The sequence below is a fragment of the Frigoribacterium sp. AC759 genome (assembly GCF_979256015.1).
Window position 1 is genome coordinate 28,519 of sequence record NZ_CEEDMT010000004.1, and the last position, 16,776, is coordinate 45,294.

A 16,776-nucleotide genomic window follows, 5' to 3' on the forward strand; every position below is an offset into this window, starting at 1 on the left:
CGAGGGCGGGGGCGACCATCGGGATCTTGATCCGCAGGGCGCCGCCCCTCCCGAGGCGCTCGGCTACTCGACCGAGAAGCCGCTCTTCACGAGGTCGTCCGTCGTGATCTCCTGCATCGCGTCGACCGCGTCCTCGAACGCCGCCTGGGTGCGGGCGTCGGCGGCCTTGGCGAACTCGTCGTTGTACGCGCTGAACGCGACGTTGACGTTGGGGCCGTAGGTGAACGGCGCGACGGTCGACGACGCCTCGGCGGCGATGTCGTAGAAGTCGCTCTGCTGGCTGAAGAACTCGGGCGAGGTGGTCAGCGCGTCGGCCGCGGCCTCGGTCGCGGCGGGGTAGACGCCGGCGATGTCGGCGAGCGCGGCGACGGCCTCGGGGTCGGTGTTCAGCCAGGTGGCGAACTCGACCGCCGCCTCCTTCTTCTCGGACTGCGTGGTGACGGCCGTGGTCGACCCTCCCCAGTTGCCGTCCGAGGGGTTCGCGGCGTCCCACTGCGGCAGCGGCGCGGCGGTCCACTTGCCGGCGGTGTCGGGGGCGTTGCCGCTCAGCACGCCGGGGGCCCAGACCGAGCTGATCCAGCCGACCTGCGAGCCGTCGTTCAGACCGGCGTTCCACTCGGGGGTGTACATCGGCTTGTTGTCGATGGCGCCGCTCTCGACGAGTCCGCCCCAGTACGAGGCGACCTGCTCGGTCGGGCCCTCGGCGATGTCGACTCCCCAGCTCTGGTCGTCGATGGACCACCAGGAGGCGCCGGCCTGCTGCGAGAGACCGGCGAACCAGCCCGCGTCGTTGGCCGAGAAGGTGCCGAGGTACTTGCTCGGATCGGCGGCGTGCAGGTCTTCGGCGACCTGGGCGTACTCGTCCCACGTGGTGGGGACGCTGAGGCCGTACTGGTCGAGGATGTCGGTGCGGTAGTAGGCCATCATCGGGCCGCTGTCCTGCGGGATGGCGTAGACGCCCTGCCCGTCGAGGGTGACCGACGACCAGACGCCCTCGCTGAAGTCGCCCTCGAGGTCGCCGGCGCCCTGGTCGGTGAGGTCGGCGAGCGCGTCGGACGCGACGAGCGTCGGGATCTTCTGGTACTCGGCCTGGATCAGGTCGGGGGCGCCGCTGCCGGCCTTGATGGCGGTGAGCAGCTTGGTGATCGCGGGGTCGCCGCCGTCCTGCTTGTTGACGGTGACCTGGATGTCGGGGTTCTCCTCGTTCCAGATGTCGACCACCTTGTCGAGGTTGGGCGCCCAGGCCCAGTAGGTGAGCTCGACGGGCCCGTCGGACGAGCTGCCACCGCCGCCGGAGCAGCCGGTGAGGATGAGGGCCGCTGTGGCGACCGTGACGACGCCGATGCGGCGGAGTGAGCTGTGCATTCGTCCTCCTTGAGGAAAGCAAGAGCTGGTGAGCGGACAGCGCGAGCCGGGAGAACCACCACGCTGTGCCTGTGAGCGGTAACAGTTACGCACACGACTTTTCGCTTGTCAACACGCTGCGGGTCACGGTTCGACATAGTCGTTGCGCCTTCTGCAGACTCAGCACGTGTGCTAGAACTGGGAGCGCACACAGTCAAAGGAGATCACCGCATGTCACTCGACCTCGACGCCCCGGCCGTCACGCCGACCCCCGAGTCCGACCCGCGTCGCACGACGAGCTGGCTGCCCGGTCGTGCCGACATCCGCTACGGCGGCGACTACAACCCCGAGCAGTGGCCCCGAGAGGTCTGGCTCGAGGACATCGCGTTGATGAAGCAGGCCGGCATCAACCTGGTCAGCGTCGGCATCTTCTCGTGGGCGCTGCTCGAGCCCCGCGAAGGCGAGTACGACTTCACGTTCCTCGACGACATCCTCGGGCTGCTGCACGACGCCGGCATCGACGTCGACCTGGCCACGCCGACGACGGTGCCGCCGGCCTGGTTCTGGACCGCCTACCCCGACTCGCACCCCGTGACCCGCGAGGGCCTCACCCTCGGTCGCGGCTCGCGAGGCATGGTCAGCCCGAGCTCGCCCGACTACCGTCGCGCGGCGACCGCCATCACCGAGAAGCTCGCCGAGCGCTACGCGACCCACCCCGCGGTCGTGCTCTGGCATGTGCACAACGAGTACGGCGCCCCGATCAGCGACGACTACGGAGTGCACTCGGTGCGCGCCTTCCGCGCCTGGCTGAAGACCCGGTACAACACGCTCGACGCGCTGAACGCGGCGTGGGGCACGCTCTTCTGGGGTCAGACCTACGGCGAGTGGACCGACATCGACGCGCCCCGCGTCTCGGCCACGGTCGTGAACCAGACGCAGCGCCTCGACTTCGCGCGGTTCACCTCCGACGCCCTGCTCGCCTGCTTCGTCGCCGAACGCGACGTGATCAAGCGACACGCACCGCACCTCCCCGTCACCACGAACTTCATGTCGACCAACTGCCCGTCGATCGACTACTGGAAGTGGGCCCGCGAGGTCGACGTCGTCGCCAACGACCACTACCTGGTCGCCGAACGCCACGACAACCACGTGCTGCTCGCCATGGACGCCGACCTGAACCGGTCGCTGGCCGGCGGCGAGCCGTGGATGCTGATGGAGCACTCGACGGGCGCCGTCAACTGGCAGCCGCGCAACATCGCGAAGCGCCCAGGCGAGCTGGCCCGCAACAGCACGACGCACCTGGCCCGCGGCGCCGACGCGATCCTGTTCTTCCAGTTCAGGGCGTCGCGGTACGGCGCCGAGAAGTTCCACTCGGCGATGCTGCCGCACGCCGGCACCTCGTCGCGCATCTGGCGCGAGGTCGTCGAGTACGGCGCCGACCTCGGTCGCCTGGCCGACGTGCGGGGATCCCGGGTGGAGGCGCGGGTCGCCATCCTCTGGGACGTCGAGTCGTTCTGGGCCCACGACCTCGAATGGCGCCCCTCGGTCGAGCTCGACCACCGCGAGCGCATCGTCGCCTTCTACACCGCGCTCTGGAACCTCGGCGTCACCGTCGACTTCCGCCACCCGCACGACGACCTGTCGGCCTACGACCTCGTGCTGGCGCCGTCGCAGTACATCGTCGACGCCGAGACGTCCGAGAACCTGACCTCGTACGTGCGATCGGGCGGCCGCTTCGTCGCCTCGTACTTCTCGGGGGTCGTCGACGAGAACGACGCCGTACCGGCCGGCGGCGCCCCCGGCGGCCTGCGCGAGGTGCTCGGTCTCTCGGTGCCCGAGTTCCTGCCGCTCTACGCCGACCAGGTCGTCACGCTCGACTCGGGCGCCACCGGCACCGGCTGGTCGGACGACATCGTGCTCGAGGGCGCCGAGGCGGTCGCCCGGTACACGACCGGCCCCGCGGCCGGCGGCCCGGCCGTCACCCGCAACGCGCTCGGCGACGGGACGGCCTGGTACGTCTCGACGCGCCTGGCCGGCGACGACCTCGCGGCCTTCGTCGGCGACGTGCTCGACGAGGCCGGGGTCGTCGTGCCCGGCGGCCACGTCGAGGGTCTCGAGGTCGTCGTCCGCCACGGAGACGACGCGACCTTCACGTTCTTCGTCAACCACGCCGACGCCGACGCCGACGTGGTCGCCGAGGCGGGGGTCGAGCTTCTCGGCGGCGAGGTCGTCGACGGCCCGCTGACGGTGCCGGCCGGTGGCGTGCGCGTGGTGCGGAGCCCGCGGGGCTGACCCGCGCCTCCTCGGTCCATCCATCGAGCCGAGGAGGCGCGCCGGGCGGAGCGGGCGGGCTGCGGGTGAGCTCTCGGCCGATCCCTTGTCGGCGGAACCGGCACCGGCTACACAGGGTCCATGAAGCACATCACGTTCGCCGCCAAGTCGCTCTTCGTCGATGACGAGGCGGCGGACACGCTGCTCGAGTACGCCGCGCTGCTCGCCCAGTCGGGCGACGCCGACACGGTCGAGCTGAACGCGATCAACGCCGACGGCAACCAGGTCGTCGCGACGTTCCTGCTCGACTCGGGTTCGCCCCTGATGGCGGAGACGACGACGAGCTCGCTCGAACCGCCCGAGAACGGCGAGGCGATCGCCTACATGCGGACCGAGATCGGGCACGCGTTCTCGGCCCTGCTGCCCGATGAGCAGCACCGGAGCCGGGACTAGCGCACCGGCCAGGCCGTTCTGCGAGTCTTGTTTTGAATTCCTCAAAACAAGGTCTAGAGTCGTGGACATGACCTCGACGCACACCACCACCTCCACGGCCCAGCTGCACCCCCTGGGCGGCCAGTACGTCTCGCGCATCGACACGGGCGCCGGCGTCGGCGTCGGCGTCGGCTCGTACACCGGCTCGAGCGCTCACGACGCCACGGTGATCGGGTCGTACGTCACGACCGTCGCCGAGCGCAACCTCGCCGTCGGTCGCTACACGCGCAGCGAACGACGCGGCGTCTCGGCCTGGACCACCGCGGTCCGCACCCTCACGGGATCGATCGTCACGTACCGTACGGCCGCCTAGCGGGGGCTGCGCGCCTCGCTCGACGGGCTCTGACGCGGCGCGGCCCTGGCGCGACCCGGCCTCGCGCCACCTGGCCTCGCGCCGCCCGGCCTCGCGCCGCCCGGCCTCGCGCCACCCGGCCTCGTGCCACCCTCCCCCGAACCCCGTTCGCGAAGATGAACCGCGTTATATCGCGGTTCATCTTCGCGAACGGGGTTCATGGCGTCACCCGGCACCGCGCGCAGCTCAGCCCGGCACCGCACGGAGCGTCGCGCAGCCCAGCCCAGCCCAGCCGCGCAGCGCTCAGCGCCGCGGAGCGCCGCAGCCCAGCAGCTGGCGCCGCAGCCCCGCTACCGGTGCAGCGTCGCGGAGGGCTTCTCGCCGAAGCGCTCGCCGTACGACGCCGAGAACCGGCCCAGGTGGGCGAAGCCCCAGCGCGTCGCGATCGCGGCCACGGTCGTCTCGCGCGGCCCCAGGTTCAGCAGATCCGAGCGGGCGCGGTCGAGGCGGATGCCGCGCAGGTAGTCGGTCGGCGTCGTGCCGAGCTGGCGGCTGAAGGCGACCTGCAGCCCGCGGAGGCCCAGGTCGGCGTGCTCGGCGATCATGGTCGGGGTGATCGGCAGCTCGGCGTTGGCGTGCATGTACTCGACGGCCGCGCGCAGTCGCGCATTGCGCGGTGCGAGCAGCTGCTCGGGTAGCTGCGGCCCCCGGTGCTTGAAGGTGCTCAGCAGCGTGACCGCGGCGAGCCGGTTGACCTCGGAGCGCAGCAGGGGCGTCGCCTCGCCGCCGAGCACGGTCTTCGCCACCGTGGTGATCGTGTTCTTCCACTGCAGCAGCGCCGTCGCCTCGGGGATCGCCGTGTGATCGAACTCGAGCGTGCCCGGCAGGGTCCCCTCCTCTTCGGCGGCGACCCGCTCGAGGAACCCGGCGTTGAAGTGCACCAGGTTCTGGCGGTAGTCCTCGAACTCGAACTCGAACTGCTTGCCGGTGGGGAACATCGCCGGCCGGCCGATCTGCAGGGGCAGCTCATCGCCGTTCAGGTCGTAGACGCCGGAGCCCCCGGTGATCCACGACACGACGTACTCGTTCTCGGGCTGGATGGCGCCCTTGATCGACCCGAGGAACATCGACGACCGCAGCGTCATCTCGTCGTCGCCCGTGATCGTGTACCGGTACGCGAAATCCGACTGGCTGTGCTCGGTGTCGAAGCCCTTGCCGTTGTAGCCGTCTTCGTACATGGCACGCGCCTGGTCCATGTCGCGACCCGCGATCTCCGACCTGATCGGCGGCTCGGTCTCACGGGTCATGCCCAGATGGTCCCACAGATGGCCTGACGGTGCCGCCTCTCGGGCCGCAATGCGAAGACGGCAGGAGGCGCGGGTCGACGACCGCGACGGTCAGCGGTCTTCGGAGTCGCCCAGCACCTTGAGCAGGGCCGTCCGCAGCACCGAGCGGAACGCCTTGGGCACCCTGATGCGGTACCGCCGATCGCCCTGCAGCGTCAGCACGACGTTCGACCCCTGCACGACGAGCGCCCAGCCGGTCACGGCAGCGAGCCGGAGGGTCGCCGACCCCCCGACGATCTCGGGACCTTCGATCGCGATGCGGTCGGGGTACACGTAGACGGCGTTGTGGTCGCCCGAGAGCGTGGCCGAGCATTCGAACACCAGCTCGGGGTCGAGTTCGCCGAAGAAGTCGGCCCAGTCGTCGTCGGCGGTGAGTTCGGGGGCGGCCGGACGGCGGTCCTCGATGGCGGCGGGTCGACCGTCGGCCCCGCTGAACGCGTCGAGGAGGGCGTTGCCCGCGTCGGTCGTCGAGTCACGCCGGGCGGTCGGGTCGGGCTGCTGCTGCTGCACCACGACGCACCACCTCTCACCTCGGCCTGATCTCTTGATCCGTCAGTCAATCAGTCGATCATGCTGCGATGCGAGGAGGTCGCAGGACTCCCAGGCCGTCTTGCGAGCCCCTGCAGCCCCCGATCCGCGGAGGGACGCCGATGCGAGGGGATGCCGGGCCGCCGACCGATTTTCGTGCACAGTCCGCTAAACGAACACCCATCCCTCCAGACCCCCGAGGCGCAGCCCGCCCTCGACCGCACCTGTCGCCCGGCGACGCTCGGACAGCCGAGGAGGAGCGGCCCGCAGGAGGCGCGGGTCAGCCCGAGACGAGCGCCATCGACCGGCTGCGCATCAGGCCGAGCATGGCCGCGGCGTCGACGGGAGCCGACACGGAGACGTCGACGACCGCGGCCTGCGCGGCGGCGCCCGAGGTCGGCCGGCCCTGCGGCTCGGCCGTCGGCGTCGGTGACGCAGGTGGTGTCGGCGAGACCGTCGCCGGCTCGTCGACGACGGTCTGATCGGTGGGGGCCGAGCGCGGGGTCGGACCGAGCGGAGCCCGGCCCCAGACGACGGTCGCGACGAGGAGGACCATGCCGATGGTCGTGAGCATCATCGTGCCGTGCAGTGCACGGCGCGTGACGTGGCGATGTTCTCGACGCATGACTCCCCCTCCGGTCGATGCGACGTTAGGGGGTCAGCATCACCGACTGCTGGGTCGTCGCCGTCAGAAGGCTGACAGGCGGGATCTCGCGCCGATGGCGATGCTCTCGACGAACCGCAGCGCCAGCGCCTGCGCCGCCGCGTCGTAGTCGTCGTATTCGGGCAGGCCCTGCACGAGCAGCGACAGGCAGAACACGACGTCGACGCCGCGGAGGGTCTTGTCGACCGTGCCATCGTGACGGCCGCGCGCCACGAGCAGATCGATGCGACGCCGGATCTCGTCGTCGAGGCGGGCGACCTCGGTGGGCGGCAGGCCCGGGGCGCCGAACCCCGGCAGCATCAGGCTCTCGCGTCGGTCGATCGCCTCGGCGAAGAGGCTCTCGAGGCCGACGATGCCGTCGAGCTCGAGACCCGCGATGTGGTCGAGCAGCGAGATGGTCTCGCCGTAGGCACGCACCATCACCCCCTGGGCGGCGGGGGCGGCATCGGCGTCTGGGCCGTCGGGCACGAGGCGTGGCGGAAGTCGAGTCACGATATGTAGCCTACGAAACACCGGCGGCGAACGCGACCCCGGATCGCGACTCCGAGCGAAATCACACCGAGCAGACCCCTCAGACGATGTCGGGAGCCTCGGTGAACCGGACGCTGCACTCCCACAGGCCGCGGGCCAGCTCGGCGTCGTCCGCCGACCGGTGCAGGCGACCGGGGGCCTGCAACCGGTCGAAGTAGTTCCCGCTCGGTGCCGGGACCCGTGCGGCGCCCGCCAGCCGCACGAGCGGCTCGGCGCCCTCCTCCGTCGTGACGGCGAGTCGCTTGCCGAGGGTCATGAGGCCGCCCGTCCCTCCGAAGCCCGACGCGACGAACCCGGGGTGGAACGCGAACGCCTCGACTCCCGTGCCGCGCAGGCGCCGGGCGAGCTCCCGGGTGAACAGCACGTTCTCGAGCTTCGACGCCCCGTAGGCCCTCATGCCGCCGACCCAGGGGCCGGTGGCGGTGCCGAGGTCGTCGAGCCGCACCCCGCCCATCCGGTTGCCCGCGCTCGAGGTCTGCACGATGCGGACCGCGCCGGCCGGCGAGCTATCGGCGGTCTCGAGGAGGCGCGGCATCAGCAGCGAGGTCAGCAGGAACCCCGCGAGGTGGTTGCTCTGGAAGGTCGTCTCGAAGCCGTCGCGGCTGCTCGTCCGCTCCGCGAAGATGCCGCCGGCGTTGTTCGCCAGCACGTGGATGCGCGGGTGGTCGGCGAGGAGCGACGCCGCCAGATCGCGCACCTGCGCCAGATCGGCGAAGTCGGAGACGTAGGCGCGACCGCCGACCTCGGCGGCGACGGACGTGGTGCGGTCGGGGTTGCGCCCGACGACGGCGATCTTCGCCCCGAGACGCGACAGCTCGCGAGCGGCGCTGCGGCCGATGCCGGAGCTCGCGCCGGTGATGACGATGGTGCGGTCGGTCTGGTCGGTGGCTTCAGGCAGGGTCACGGTCATGACTGCACGCTAGGCGCAGGCGCCTCCGAAGGGACCGGGGAACGGCAGGAGGCGCGGTGCCGACCGGCACCGCGCCTCCTGAAGGGATCGTCTCGGCTCTACAGCGTCGCGAGCGCGGCGTTCAGCGTCGCCGACGGGCGCATGACCGCTTCGGTCTTGGCGGCGTCGAGGCGGTAGTAGCCCCCGATGTCGACCGCGGTGCCCTGCGGCGCGATGAGCTCGGCGGTGATGACCTCCTCGCCCTCGCCCAGGGTCGCGGCGAGCTCGGCGAACGAGGCGGCCAGCTCGGCGTCGACGGTCTGCGCGGCGAGCTCGTCGGCCCAGTACTTCGCCAGGAAGAAGTGGCTGCCGCGGTTGTCGATCGAGCCCAGCTTGCGACCCGGCGACTTGTTCTCGTCGAGGAACGTGCCGGTGGCGCGGTCGAGCGTGTCGGCGAGGATCTGCGCCCGGGCGTTGCCGGTCGTCGTCGCCAGGTGCTCGAAGCTGACGGCCAGCGCGAGGAACTCGCCCAGGCTGTCCCAGCGCAGGTAGTCCTGCTCGACGAGCTGCTGCACGTGCTTCGGGGCCGAGCCGCCGGCGCCGGTCTCGAAGAGCCCGCCGCCGTTGATCAGCGGCACGACCGAGAGCATCTTCGCCGAGGTGCCGAGCTCCATGATCGGGAACAGGTCGGTGAGGTAGTCGCGCAGCACGTTCCCGGTGACGGAGATGGTGTCTTCGCCGCGGCGGATGCGCTCGAGCGAGAACGCCATCGCGTCGACCGGCGACATGATCTCGATCTGCAGGCCCTCGGTGTCGTGCTCGGCGAGGTACGTGCGGACCAGGTCGATGAGGGTCGCGTCGTGCGAGCGGGTCTCGTCGAGCCAGAAGACCGCCGGGGTCTCGCTGGCGCGGGCCCGCGTGACGGCGAGCTTGACCCAGTCGCGGATCGGGACGTCCTTCGTCTGGCAGGCGCGCCAGATGTCGCCCTGTGCGACCTCGTGCTCGAGGAGGGTCGTGCCGGCGGAGTCGACCACGCGCACGGTGCCGTCGGCCGGCAGCTCGAAGGTCTTGTCGTGCGAGCCGTACTCTTCAGCGGCCTGGGCCATCAGCCCGACGTTCGGCACCGAGCCCATCGTGGCCGGGTCGAAGGCTCCGTTCGCGCGGCAGTCGTCGAGCACGGCCTGGTAGATGCCGGCGTAGCTCGAGTCGGGGATGACCGCGAGGGTGTCGTGCTCGCCGCCGTCGGGGCCCCACATGTGACCCGAGGTGCGGATCATCGCGGGCATCGAGGCGTCGACGATCACGTCGGAGGGCACGTGCAGGTTCGTGACGCCCTTGTCGGAGTCGACCATGGCGAGGTCGGGGCCGTCGGCGATGCCCCGGTCGAAGGCGGCCTTGATCTCGGCGCCGTTCGGCAGGGCCGCGAGACCCTGCAGGATGCCGTTCAGGCCGTTCGCGGGGTCGAGCCCGGCGGCCTTCAGGTCGGCGCCGTACTGCTCGAAGACGCGGGGGAAGAACGCGCGGATGACGTGACCGAAGAGCAGCGGGTCGCTGATCTTCATCATGGTGGCCTTGAGGTGCACCGAGAACAGCACCCCTTCGGCCTCGGCGCGGGCGATCTGCGCGGCCAGGAACTCGTGCAGGGCGGCGACGTGCAGCACGGTCGCGTCGACGACCTCGCCCGCGAGCACGGGGATCGACTCGCGCAGCACGGTGGTCGTGCCGTCGGCCGCTGCGAACTCGATGCGCAGGGTGTCGTCGGCGGCGACGACGACGGTCTTCTCGTTCGACCGGAAGTCGTCGACGCCCATGGTCGCGACGTTCGTCTTCGAGTCGGCCGACCAGGCGCCCATGCGGTGCGGGTGCTTGCGGGCGTAGTTCTTGACCGAGAGCGGCGCGCGGCGGTCGCTGTTGCCCTCGCGCAGCACGGGGTTGACCGCGCTGCCCTTGACCCTGTCGTAGCGGGCCTTGACGTCGCGCTCGGCGTCGTCCGCCGGGGCGTCGGGGTAGGCGGGCAGGTCGTAGCCCTGCGACTGCAGCTCGGCGATGGCGGCCTTCAGCTGCGGCATCGACGCCGAGATGTTCGGCAGCTTGATGATGTTGGCCTCGGGCGTCTGCGCCAGGGCGCCGAGCTCGGACAGGGCGTCGCCGATGCGCTGCTCGTCGGTGAGCCGCTCGGGGAACTGGCTGATGATGCGTCCGGCGAGCGAGATGTCGCGGGTCTCGACGTCGACCCCCGCGGTCTTGGCGTACGCCTGGATGATGGGAAGGAACGAGTAGGTCGCCAGCAGCGGCGCCTCGTCCGTGAGCGTGTAGATGATCTTGGCCATGACGGCGGGTTCTCCCTCGTGTCGCTCGTGCGTGTGTTCCGCCTCAGGCTAGCGCTCGGAGATGTCTCGATGTCGAGAGACTTCGAGCACCCGACGCGCGGCCCGCTCGACCGACTCGACGTCCACGCCCTTGAGGCGCAGCAGCTCCGCGCCCGAGCCCGACTCGCCGAACCCGTCGATGCCGACGACCTCGCCGTCGAGCCCGACGTACCGATGCCAGGGCTGCGTGCTGCCGGCCTCGACGGCCACGCGAGCCCGCAGGGCGGACGGGAGCACCGCCTCCTGGTATCCGGCGGACTGCTCGTCGAACCACTCGAGGCAGGGCATCGAGACGACCCGGGCCGCGACGCCGTCGACCGCGAGTCGACGGGCGACCTCGACGGCCACGTGCACCTCGCTGCCGCTGGCGATCAACGCCAGGTCGTCGCCGCCGCGCTCGGCATGCACGACGTACCCGCCGCACGCCGCGCCGACGTCGGTCGCCTCGCCGCCGCCGAGGTCGGGCAGGGCCTGACGCGAGAGCACGAACGCCGTCGGGCCGCTCCCGTCGTGCTCGGGGGCCGGGCCGTCGCCCCCACGGGCCGCACCGTCGCCCACGCGGGTCGCACCGTCGCCCACGCGGGTCGCACCGGCCGCAGCCGCCGAGGAGGCGCGCTCGGCTCCGCGACCCAGCACGCGCCTCCAGATGGAGACGACCTCGCGGGCGTCGGCCGGGCGCACCACGTCGAGCCCCGGCACGGTGCGGAGCGATGCGATCTGCTCGACGGGCTGGTGGGTCGGGCCGTCCTCGCCCACGGCGACCGAGTCGTGCGTGAAGACGTAGAGCGCGGGCAGCCGCATCAGCGCCGCCAGCCGGATGCTCGGTCGGGCGTAGTCGCTGAACGCGAGATAGGTCGAGCCGTACGGGCGCCAGAGGCCGTGCAGGGCGATGCCGCTGAGCACGGCCGCCATCGCGTGCTCGCGGATGCCGAAGTGCACGAAGTCGCCCCCGGGACTCGCGCGATCGACGGCGACCCCCGCGACGGCGACGTTCGTCGACGCCGACAGGTCGGCCGAGCCGCCCCACAACCCGGCGAGGTCGTGCACGGCGGCGAGCACGGCGCCCGACGTCGTGCGGGTCGCGGCGCCGTCGTCGACCGGGACACCTGCCAGCACGGCCTCGAGACGGGTCGGGTCGGGCGCGGCCCGGGCGGCGTCGCGGCGGGCCGCGAGGTCGGGGTGCTCCCGCCGCCAGCGCTCGACCGCCGTGCTCCACTCGCGGTGCCGCCGGACGCCGCGGTCGCGCGCCGTGAAACCCGCGGCCCGCACGTCGTCAGGCACGAGATCGTGCAGACCCGCGTCGGGCGCGTAGCCGAGCGCCACCTTGACCGCCGCGACCTCGTCGGCGCCGAAGCCGCCGGAGTGCGCCGCCGGGGTGCCGCCGCGCAGGGTCGACGGGGCCCCGATCACGGTGCGGAGGGCGACGAGCGTCGGGCGCCCGTCGCGCACGCGCGCCGCCTCGAGGGCCCGCTGCAGCGCGTCGAGATCGGTGGCGTCGTCGGCCGCGACGTCGATCACCGACCAGCCGTAGGCGATGTAACGCGCCCGGACGTCCTCCGAGAACGCCAGCTCGGTCGTCCCGTCGATGGTGATGCCGTTGTCGTCCCACACGACGACGAGGTCGTCGAGCCCGAGCGTGCCGGCGAGGCTCGACGCCTCGGCCGAGACCCCCTCCTGGAGGCAGCCGTCGCCCGCGATCACCCACACCGTGGGGTCGAACAGGCCGGTGCCGCCGCCGTGCAGGGCCTCGTCGCGGCGGGCGGCGAGCGCGATGCCGACCGCCGACGCGAGCCCCTGGCCGAGCGGCCCGGTGCTCATCTCGACGCCCGGGGTGTGGTGCAGCTCGGGGTGCCCGGGGGTGCGCGAGCCGAGGCTGCGGCTGCGGGGCAGCTCGTCGAGGTCGAGGTCGTAGCCGGTCAGCACGAGCTGCGTGTAGAGCAGCAGACTCGCGTGGCCCGCCGACAGGACGACGCGGTCGCGCCCCTCCCACCCCGGGTCGGACGGGTCGTGCCTCAGCACGCGCTGCCAGAGCACGTGGGCGAGCGGTGCGAGGGCCATGGCGGTGCCGGCGTGGCCGTGGCCCTTCGCCTGGACGACCTCGGCGGGGATCGCGGTGGCCGCGGCGACCAGGCGCTCGTCGAGCCCGCGGCTAGGGTCTGTCGGGTGGATGTCGGGGACGTCGTTGGCCATCCGTCCACATTCGTATACAAATAGACAGAAGTCAACCGACCGAGGCCCACCGGACCGACCGGGACCGACCGACACGACCCACCGAGACCCACCGACCGAGAAGAGCGCATCGTGGCCCGAACCCCCAAGACCCCCTCGACGGGGTCCGGCGTGGTGCTCGACCTCATCCGTCGCGGCGAGGCGGCCACGCGCTCCGAGCTGATCGACCGTCTGGGCTGGTCGCGCGTCACGCTCGCCCGCCGTCTCGACGACCTGCTCGAGGCCGGCTTCATCGTCAGCGCCGGGCAGCTCAGCTCGAGCGGCGGCCGCCCGCCCGAGGAGTTCGCGGTCGACGCGTCGGCCGGCGTGATCCTGTCGATCGACATCGGCGGCTCGCACACCCGGGTCGGGGTGACCGACCTCGTCTCGACGGTGCTCAGCGAGGACGAGGCCGACATCGGCCTGCACGACGGACCGGACGAGATCTTCAGCTGGGCGATCCAGGTGTTCGACTTCCTGCTCGCCGACCTCGGTCGCGGTCGCGGCGACGTCCGCGCGATCGGCATCGGCGTGCCCGGGCCGGTCGACGCGGTGACGGGTCGACTCGGCAGCCCGCAGCTCGACTCCCGCTGGGAGGAGGTGCGCGTCGACGACTACTTCACCGGCTTCGACGCCGTGTTCGCGGTCGACCGCGACGTCAACATCCTGGCCGTCGGCGAGTCCCGGCTGAGCTGGCCCGAGTACTCGCACCTGACCGTGGTCAAGGTGGGCATGGGCGTCGGCTGCGCCTTCGTGCTCGACGGTCACGTCTACCGAGGGGCCCGAGGAGGCGCGGGTCAGCTGAGCGCGCCCCGTCACGACGGCAGCCCGCTGCACCGTCTCGAGCTCGAGGCGAGCGGTGCCACCATCCGCCGCGAACTCCGCTCCCGGGGCCGCGACATCGCGACGAGCGCGGACATCGTCGCCGCCGCCCGGGCGCACGACCCCGTGGTGCTCGACCAGCTCGAGCAGGTCGGCACCCGGATCGGCGAGGCCCTCGCCGACGTCGTCGGGCTGCTGAACCCTCAGGCGGTGATCATCGGCGGCAACCTGGCCGAGACCGGCGAGCGCCTCGTCGCGGGCATCCGCTCGGCGCTGCTGACCGGCACCCACGACTTCTCGCGTCGCGGTCTCGTCGTCGAGCGGGCCCGCCTCGGCGACAAGGCCGGCGTGCGGGGGGCCTCGCTGATGGCGCAGGACGCCCTCTTCGACATCGGCCGGGTGAGCGCCGCGACCAGCCGGCGGTCCCCGGCGTCGTGACCGGCGCCTCCTGACCGGGTCTCCCGCGCCTCCTTCGAGGACTTTCGAACACGAGTGGTCAAAAGCCGTTTTTCGGGTTAGGCTCGGGCACCAGTCGACGAGGCCCCTCTTCGACGACAGCTGCCGCCCAACGAGGCGCCGAGCGGAAGAGCGCGACATGCCCGTCGACCTGGCCGAAGAACTCCCCGTCGAATCCGTCGTCACCGGCGCGCACGCCGCCGACTGGCGCGAGGCCCTCCGACTGGCCGGCGACGGTCTCGTCGCCTCGGGCGCCACGACCTCCGCCTACACCGACGAGATGATCGCCGCCGTCGACGAGCTGGGGCCGTACATCGTCATCGCCCCGGGGCTCGCCCTGGCGCACAGCCGCCCCTCGCCCGCCGTGTCGCGCACCGGTCTCTCGTGGGTCGGCCTCGCCGAGCCGGTCGAGTTCGGGCACAAGACGAACGACCCGGTCGATCTCGTCATCGGGCTCGCCGCACTCGACCATGACGGCCACATCGAGGTCATGTCGGCCCTGGCCGGCGTGCTCGCCGACGAAGACGGGCTCGCGGCCCTCCGCGCCGCCGGGTCGCCCGACGAGGTGCTGCGCACGCTGCACGCGCTCTCCGACGCCCAGAACGCCTCCTGACCACCATCGCCACGCACCACCATCACGCACCGCTCGAAAGGAACGCACCATGAAGATCATCACCGTCTGCGGCATGGGGATCGGCACCTCGGTCCTGCTCAAGATGAACGCCGAGAAGGCCCTCCGCGCCCTCGACGTCGACGCCGACGTCGAGGCGGCCGACATCGGCACCGCCCGCGGCGCCGCCCGCACGGCCCAGATCGTCCTGACCTCGGCCGACCTCGTCGAAGAGCTCGGCGAGGTCCCCTCGAAGGTCATCGTCATCGACAACTTCACCAGCGTCGCCGAGATCCAGGCGAAGCTCCAGGAATCGATCGCCTGACGCTCCGCGTCGGCTGATCCCACGAACGAAACCCAGAAGGAGTCCCAATGGAGTGGCTGGTCGTCGTACTCGACTTCATCGGCATGCAGATCCTCAACGTGCCCGCCTACCTGATCGGCATCATCACCGCGATCGGTCTGATCGCGCTGCGCCGCAACGCCGGGCAGGTCGTGGGCGGCGCGCTCAAGGCCGCTCTCGGGTTCCTGATCCTCGGGGCCGGCGCGACCGTCGTCACCGGGGCGCTCGACCCGCTCGGCACGCTGATCCTCGCCGTCACCGGCGCCCAGGGCGTCATCCCCACGAACGAGGTCATCGCGGCCGTCGCGCAAGAGCAGTACGGCGCGCAGAGCGCCTACGTGCTGGTGCTCGGGTTCCTGGTGATGCTCGCCCTCGCGCGCTTCACCCCGCTGAAGTACATCTTCCTCACCGGGCACCACATGGTCTTCATGTCGGTGATGCTGACGGTCGTGCTGTCCGTCGGTCTCGGCGAGGGCCTCAGCTGGCTCACCGTCGTGCTCGGCGCGGTGCTGCTCGGCGTGATCATGGTGGTGATGCCCACCCTGGCGCAGCCCTTCATGAAGAAGATCACCGGCGACGACTCGATCGCCATCGGCCACTTCGGCACCCTCGGCTACCTCGCGGCGGGAGCGACCGGTTCGGTCGTCGGCGGCAAGAGCAAGTCCACCGAAGAGATCAAGTTCCCGCAGGGGCTGAAGTTCCTCCGCGACTCGATGGTCGCGACCAGCCTCTCGATGGTGCTGATCTACCTGGTCTTCACCGTCTGGGCCCTCATCGTGCTGCCGCGCGACCAGGCCTTCGACATCTTCGGCGTCACCGACGCGGGCGCGTTCATCATGGCCGGCTTCGCCCAGGCGCTGCAGTTCGGCGTCGGCGTCGCGATCATCCTCTACGGCGTCCGCACCGTGCTCGGCGAGCTCGTGCCGGCGTTCCAGGGCATCGCCGAGAAGGTCGTGCCCGGCGCCAAGCCGGCCCTCGACATCCCGCTGATCTTCCCGTACGGGGCGAACGCGGTGCTGATCGGGTTCCTGTCGTCGTTCGCCGGCGGTCTCGTCGCCCTCGCGGTGCTGGCGTCGTGGCTGAACCCGGTGTTCGGCCTCGCGCTGATCCTGCCGGGCATGGTGCCGCACTTCTTCACCGGTGGTGGAGCGGGCGTCTTCGGCAACGCGACCGGCGGTCGCAAGGGCGCCGTGCTGGGCGGGTTCGTCAACGGCCTGATCATCACGTTCCTGCCCGCGATCCTGCTGCTCGTGCTCGGCAACCTGGGTTTCGCGAACAGCACCTTCGGCGACGCCGACTTCGGCTGGTTCGGCACGCTCATCGGCGTCAGCTTCCTGGGCGGCCCGCTGATCGGCGTCGTCATCAGCCTGGTCGTCGGCGCCGCGCTCGTCATCGGCGCGTCGATCTACCAGATCAAGCTCGTCGACGGCGGCTGGGTGCCCGGCGCGAAGCGCGATGCGCGACTGGCGGCCGAGCAGGCCGAGGTCGATGCGGCGAAGGCGACCACCGCCTCCTAGGCGGCCGCTCCGCGAGAACGACGAAGACCCCCGTGCGCTGTGCACGGGGGTCTTCGCGTCGCTCGGCCGGGTGCCGGGCCTGAGGAGCAGAGCG

The 16,776-nt window shown here is 71.4% G+C and carries 15 protein-coding genes; 7 read left to right on the plus strand and 8 right to left on the minus strand.

Annotation, left to right across the window (positions count from 1 at the left end; translation table 11 throughout):
* Nucleotides 1–63: 63 nt before the first annotated feature.
* The gene (locus tag ACZ6JE_RS05880; protein ID WP_464318434.1) at nucleotides 64–1,365 is read right to left on the minus strand and encodes an ABC transporter substrate-binding protein; all 1,302 of its coding nucleotides are present in this window, start codon (nucleotides 1,363–1,365) and stop codon (nucleotides 64–66) included.
* A gap of 210 nt (nucleotides 1,366–1,575) precedes the next feature.
* Between ACZ6JE_RS05880 and ACZ6JE_RS05885 the strand changes: the two genes are divergently transcribed.
* From ACZ6JE_RS05885 to ACZ6JE_RS05895, 3 genes are all read left to right on the plus strand, one after another.
* A complete protein-coding gene (locus ACZ6JE_RS05885; protein ID WP_464318435.1) occupies nucleotides 1,576–3,636 on the plus strand; it encodes a beta-galactosidase in 2,061 nt (686 codons plus the stop codon).
* 120 nt (nucleotides 3,637–3,756) lie between these two features.
* Nucleotides 3,757–4,068 (plus strand): hypothetical protein, encoded by a 312-nt coding sequence (locus ACZ6JE_RS05890; protein WP_192060920.1) that lies wholly within the window; start codon nucleotides 3,757–3,759, stop codon nucleotides 4,066–4,068.
* Nucleotides 4,069–4,135: 67 nt separating this feature from the next.
* Nucleotides 4,136–4,420 (plus strand): hypothetical protein, encoded by a 285-nt coding sequence (locus ACZ6JE_RS05895; protein WP_464318436.1) that lies wholly within the window; start codon nucleotides 4,136–4,138, stop codon nucleotides 4,418–4,420.
* A gap of 329 nt (nucleotides 4,421–4,749) precedes the next feature.
* Here the strand turns inward: ACZ6JE_RS05895 and ACZ6JE_RS05900 are convergent, their stop codons facing one another.
* The 7 genes from ACZ6JE_RS05900 to ACZ6JE_RS05930 form a co-directional block, all read right to left on the minus strand.
* The gene (locus ACZ6JE_RS05900) at nucleotides 4,750–5,706 is read right to left on the minus strand and encodes a helix-turn-helix transcriptional regulator (RefSeq protein WP_320479115.1); all 957 of its coding nucleotides are present in this window, start codon (nucleotides 5,704–5,706) and stop codon (nucleotides 4,750–4,752) included.
* A 90-nt stretch (nucleotides 5,707–5,796) separates the two neighbouring features.
* Entirely contained in the window at nucleotides 5,797–6,258 is a 462-nt protein-coding gene (locus ACZ6JE_RS05905) for a hypothetical protein (protein WP_243216396.1), read from the minus strand.
* 295 nt (nucleotides 6,259–6,553) lie between these two features.
* Nucleotides 6,554–6,898 (minus strand): hypothetical protein, encoded by a 345-nt coding sequence (locus ACZ6JE_RS05910; RefSeq protein ID WP_464318437.1) that lies wholly within the window; start codon nucleotides 6,896–6,898, stop codon nucleotides 6,554–6,556.
* 63 nt (nucleotides 6,899–6,961) lie between these two features.
* Nucleotides 6,962–7,429, minus strand: a complete 468-nt coding sequence (locus tag ACZ6JE_RS05915) for a hypothetical protein (RefSeq protein ID WP_243216394.1) — start codon at nucleotides 7,427–7,429, stop codon at nucleotides 6,962–6,964.
* Nucleotides 7,430–7,508: 79 nt separating this feature from the next.
* On the minus strand, nucleotides 7,509–8,378 hold the full coding sequence (locus ACZ6JE_RS05920; protein ID WP_464318438.1) for an SDR family NAD(P)-dependent oxidoreductase: 870 nt from the start codon (nucleotides 8,376–8,378) through the stop codon (nucleotides 7,509–7,511).
* Between the two features lie 98 nt (nucleotides 8,379–8,476).
* On the minus strand, nucleotides 8,477–10,687 hold the full coding sequence (locus ACZ6JE_RS05925) for an NADP-dependent isocitrate dehydrogenase (protein ID WP_464318439.1): 2,211 nt from the start codon (nucleotides 10,685–10,687) through the stop codon (nucleotides 8,477–8,479).
* Nucleotides 10,688–10,735: 48 nt separating this feature from the next.
* Nucleotides 10,736–12,916 carry a transketolase family protein gene (locus ACZ6JE_RS05930; RefSeq protein WP_464318440.1) on the minus strand — a complete coding sequence of 727 codons (2,181 nt, stop codon included), beginning with the start codon at nucleotides 12,914–12,916 and terminating at the stop codon, nucleotides 10,736–10,738.
* A 111-nt stretch (nucleotides 12,917–13,027) separates the two neighbouring features.
* Here ACZ6JE_RS05930 and ACZ6JE_RS05935 point away from each other — a divergent pair, with 111 nt between their 5' ends.
* The 4 genes from ACZ6JE_RS05935 (at nucleotide 13,028) to ACZ6JE_RS05950 (ending at nucleotide 16,682) form a co-directional block, all read left to right on the plus strand.
* Nucleotides 13,028–14,194, plus strand: a complete 1,167-nt coding sequence (locus ACZ6JE_RS05935) for an ROK family transcriptional regulator (RefSeq protein ID WP_192060911.1) — start codon at nucleotides 13,028–13,030, stop codon at nucleotides 14,192–14,194.
* Nucleotides 14,195–14,351: 157 nt separating this feature from the next.
* Complete coding sequence (locus ACZ6JE_RS05940) at nucleotides 14,352–14,825, plus strand: PTS sugar transporter subunit IIA (protein ID WP_192060910.1); 474 nt, start codon at nucleotides 14,352–14,354, stop codon at nucleotides 14,823–14,825.
* 49 nt (nucleotides 14,826–14,874) lie between these two features.
* Nucleotides 14,875–15,147 carry a PTS sugar transporter subunit IIB gene (locus ACZ6JE_RS05945; RefSeq protein ID WP_192060909.1) on the plus strand — a complete coding sequence of 91 codons (273 nt, stop codon included), beginning with the start codon at nucleotides 14,875–14,877 and terminating at the stop codon, nucleotides 15,145–15,147.
* Nucleotides 15,148–15,194: 47 nt separating this feature from the next.
* The gene (locus ACZ6JE_RS05950; protein WP_192060908.1) at nucleotides 15,195–16,682 is read left to right on the plus strand and encodes a PTS ascorbate transporter subunit IIC; all 1,488 of its coding nucleotides are present in this window, start codon (nucleotides 15,195–15,197) and stop codon (nucleotides 16,680–16,682) included.
* Nucleotides 16,683–16,776 lie beyond the last annotated feature (94 nt).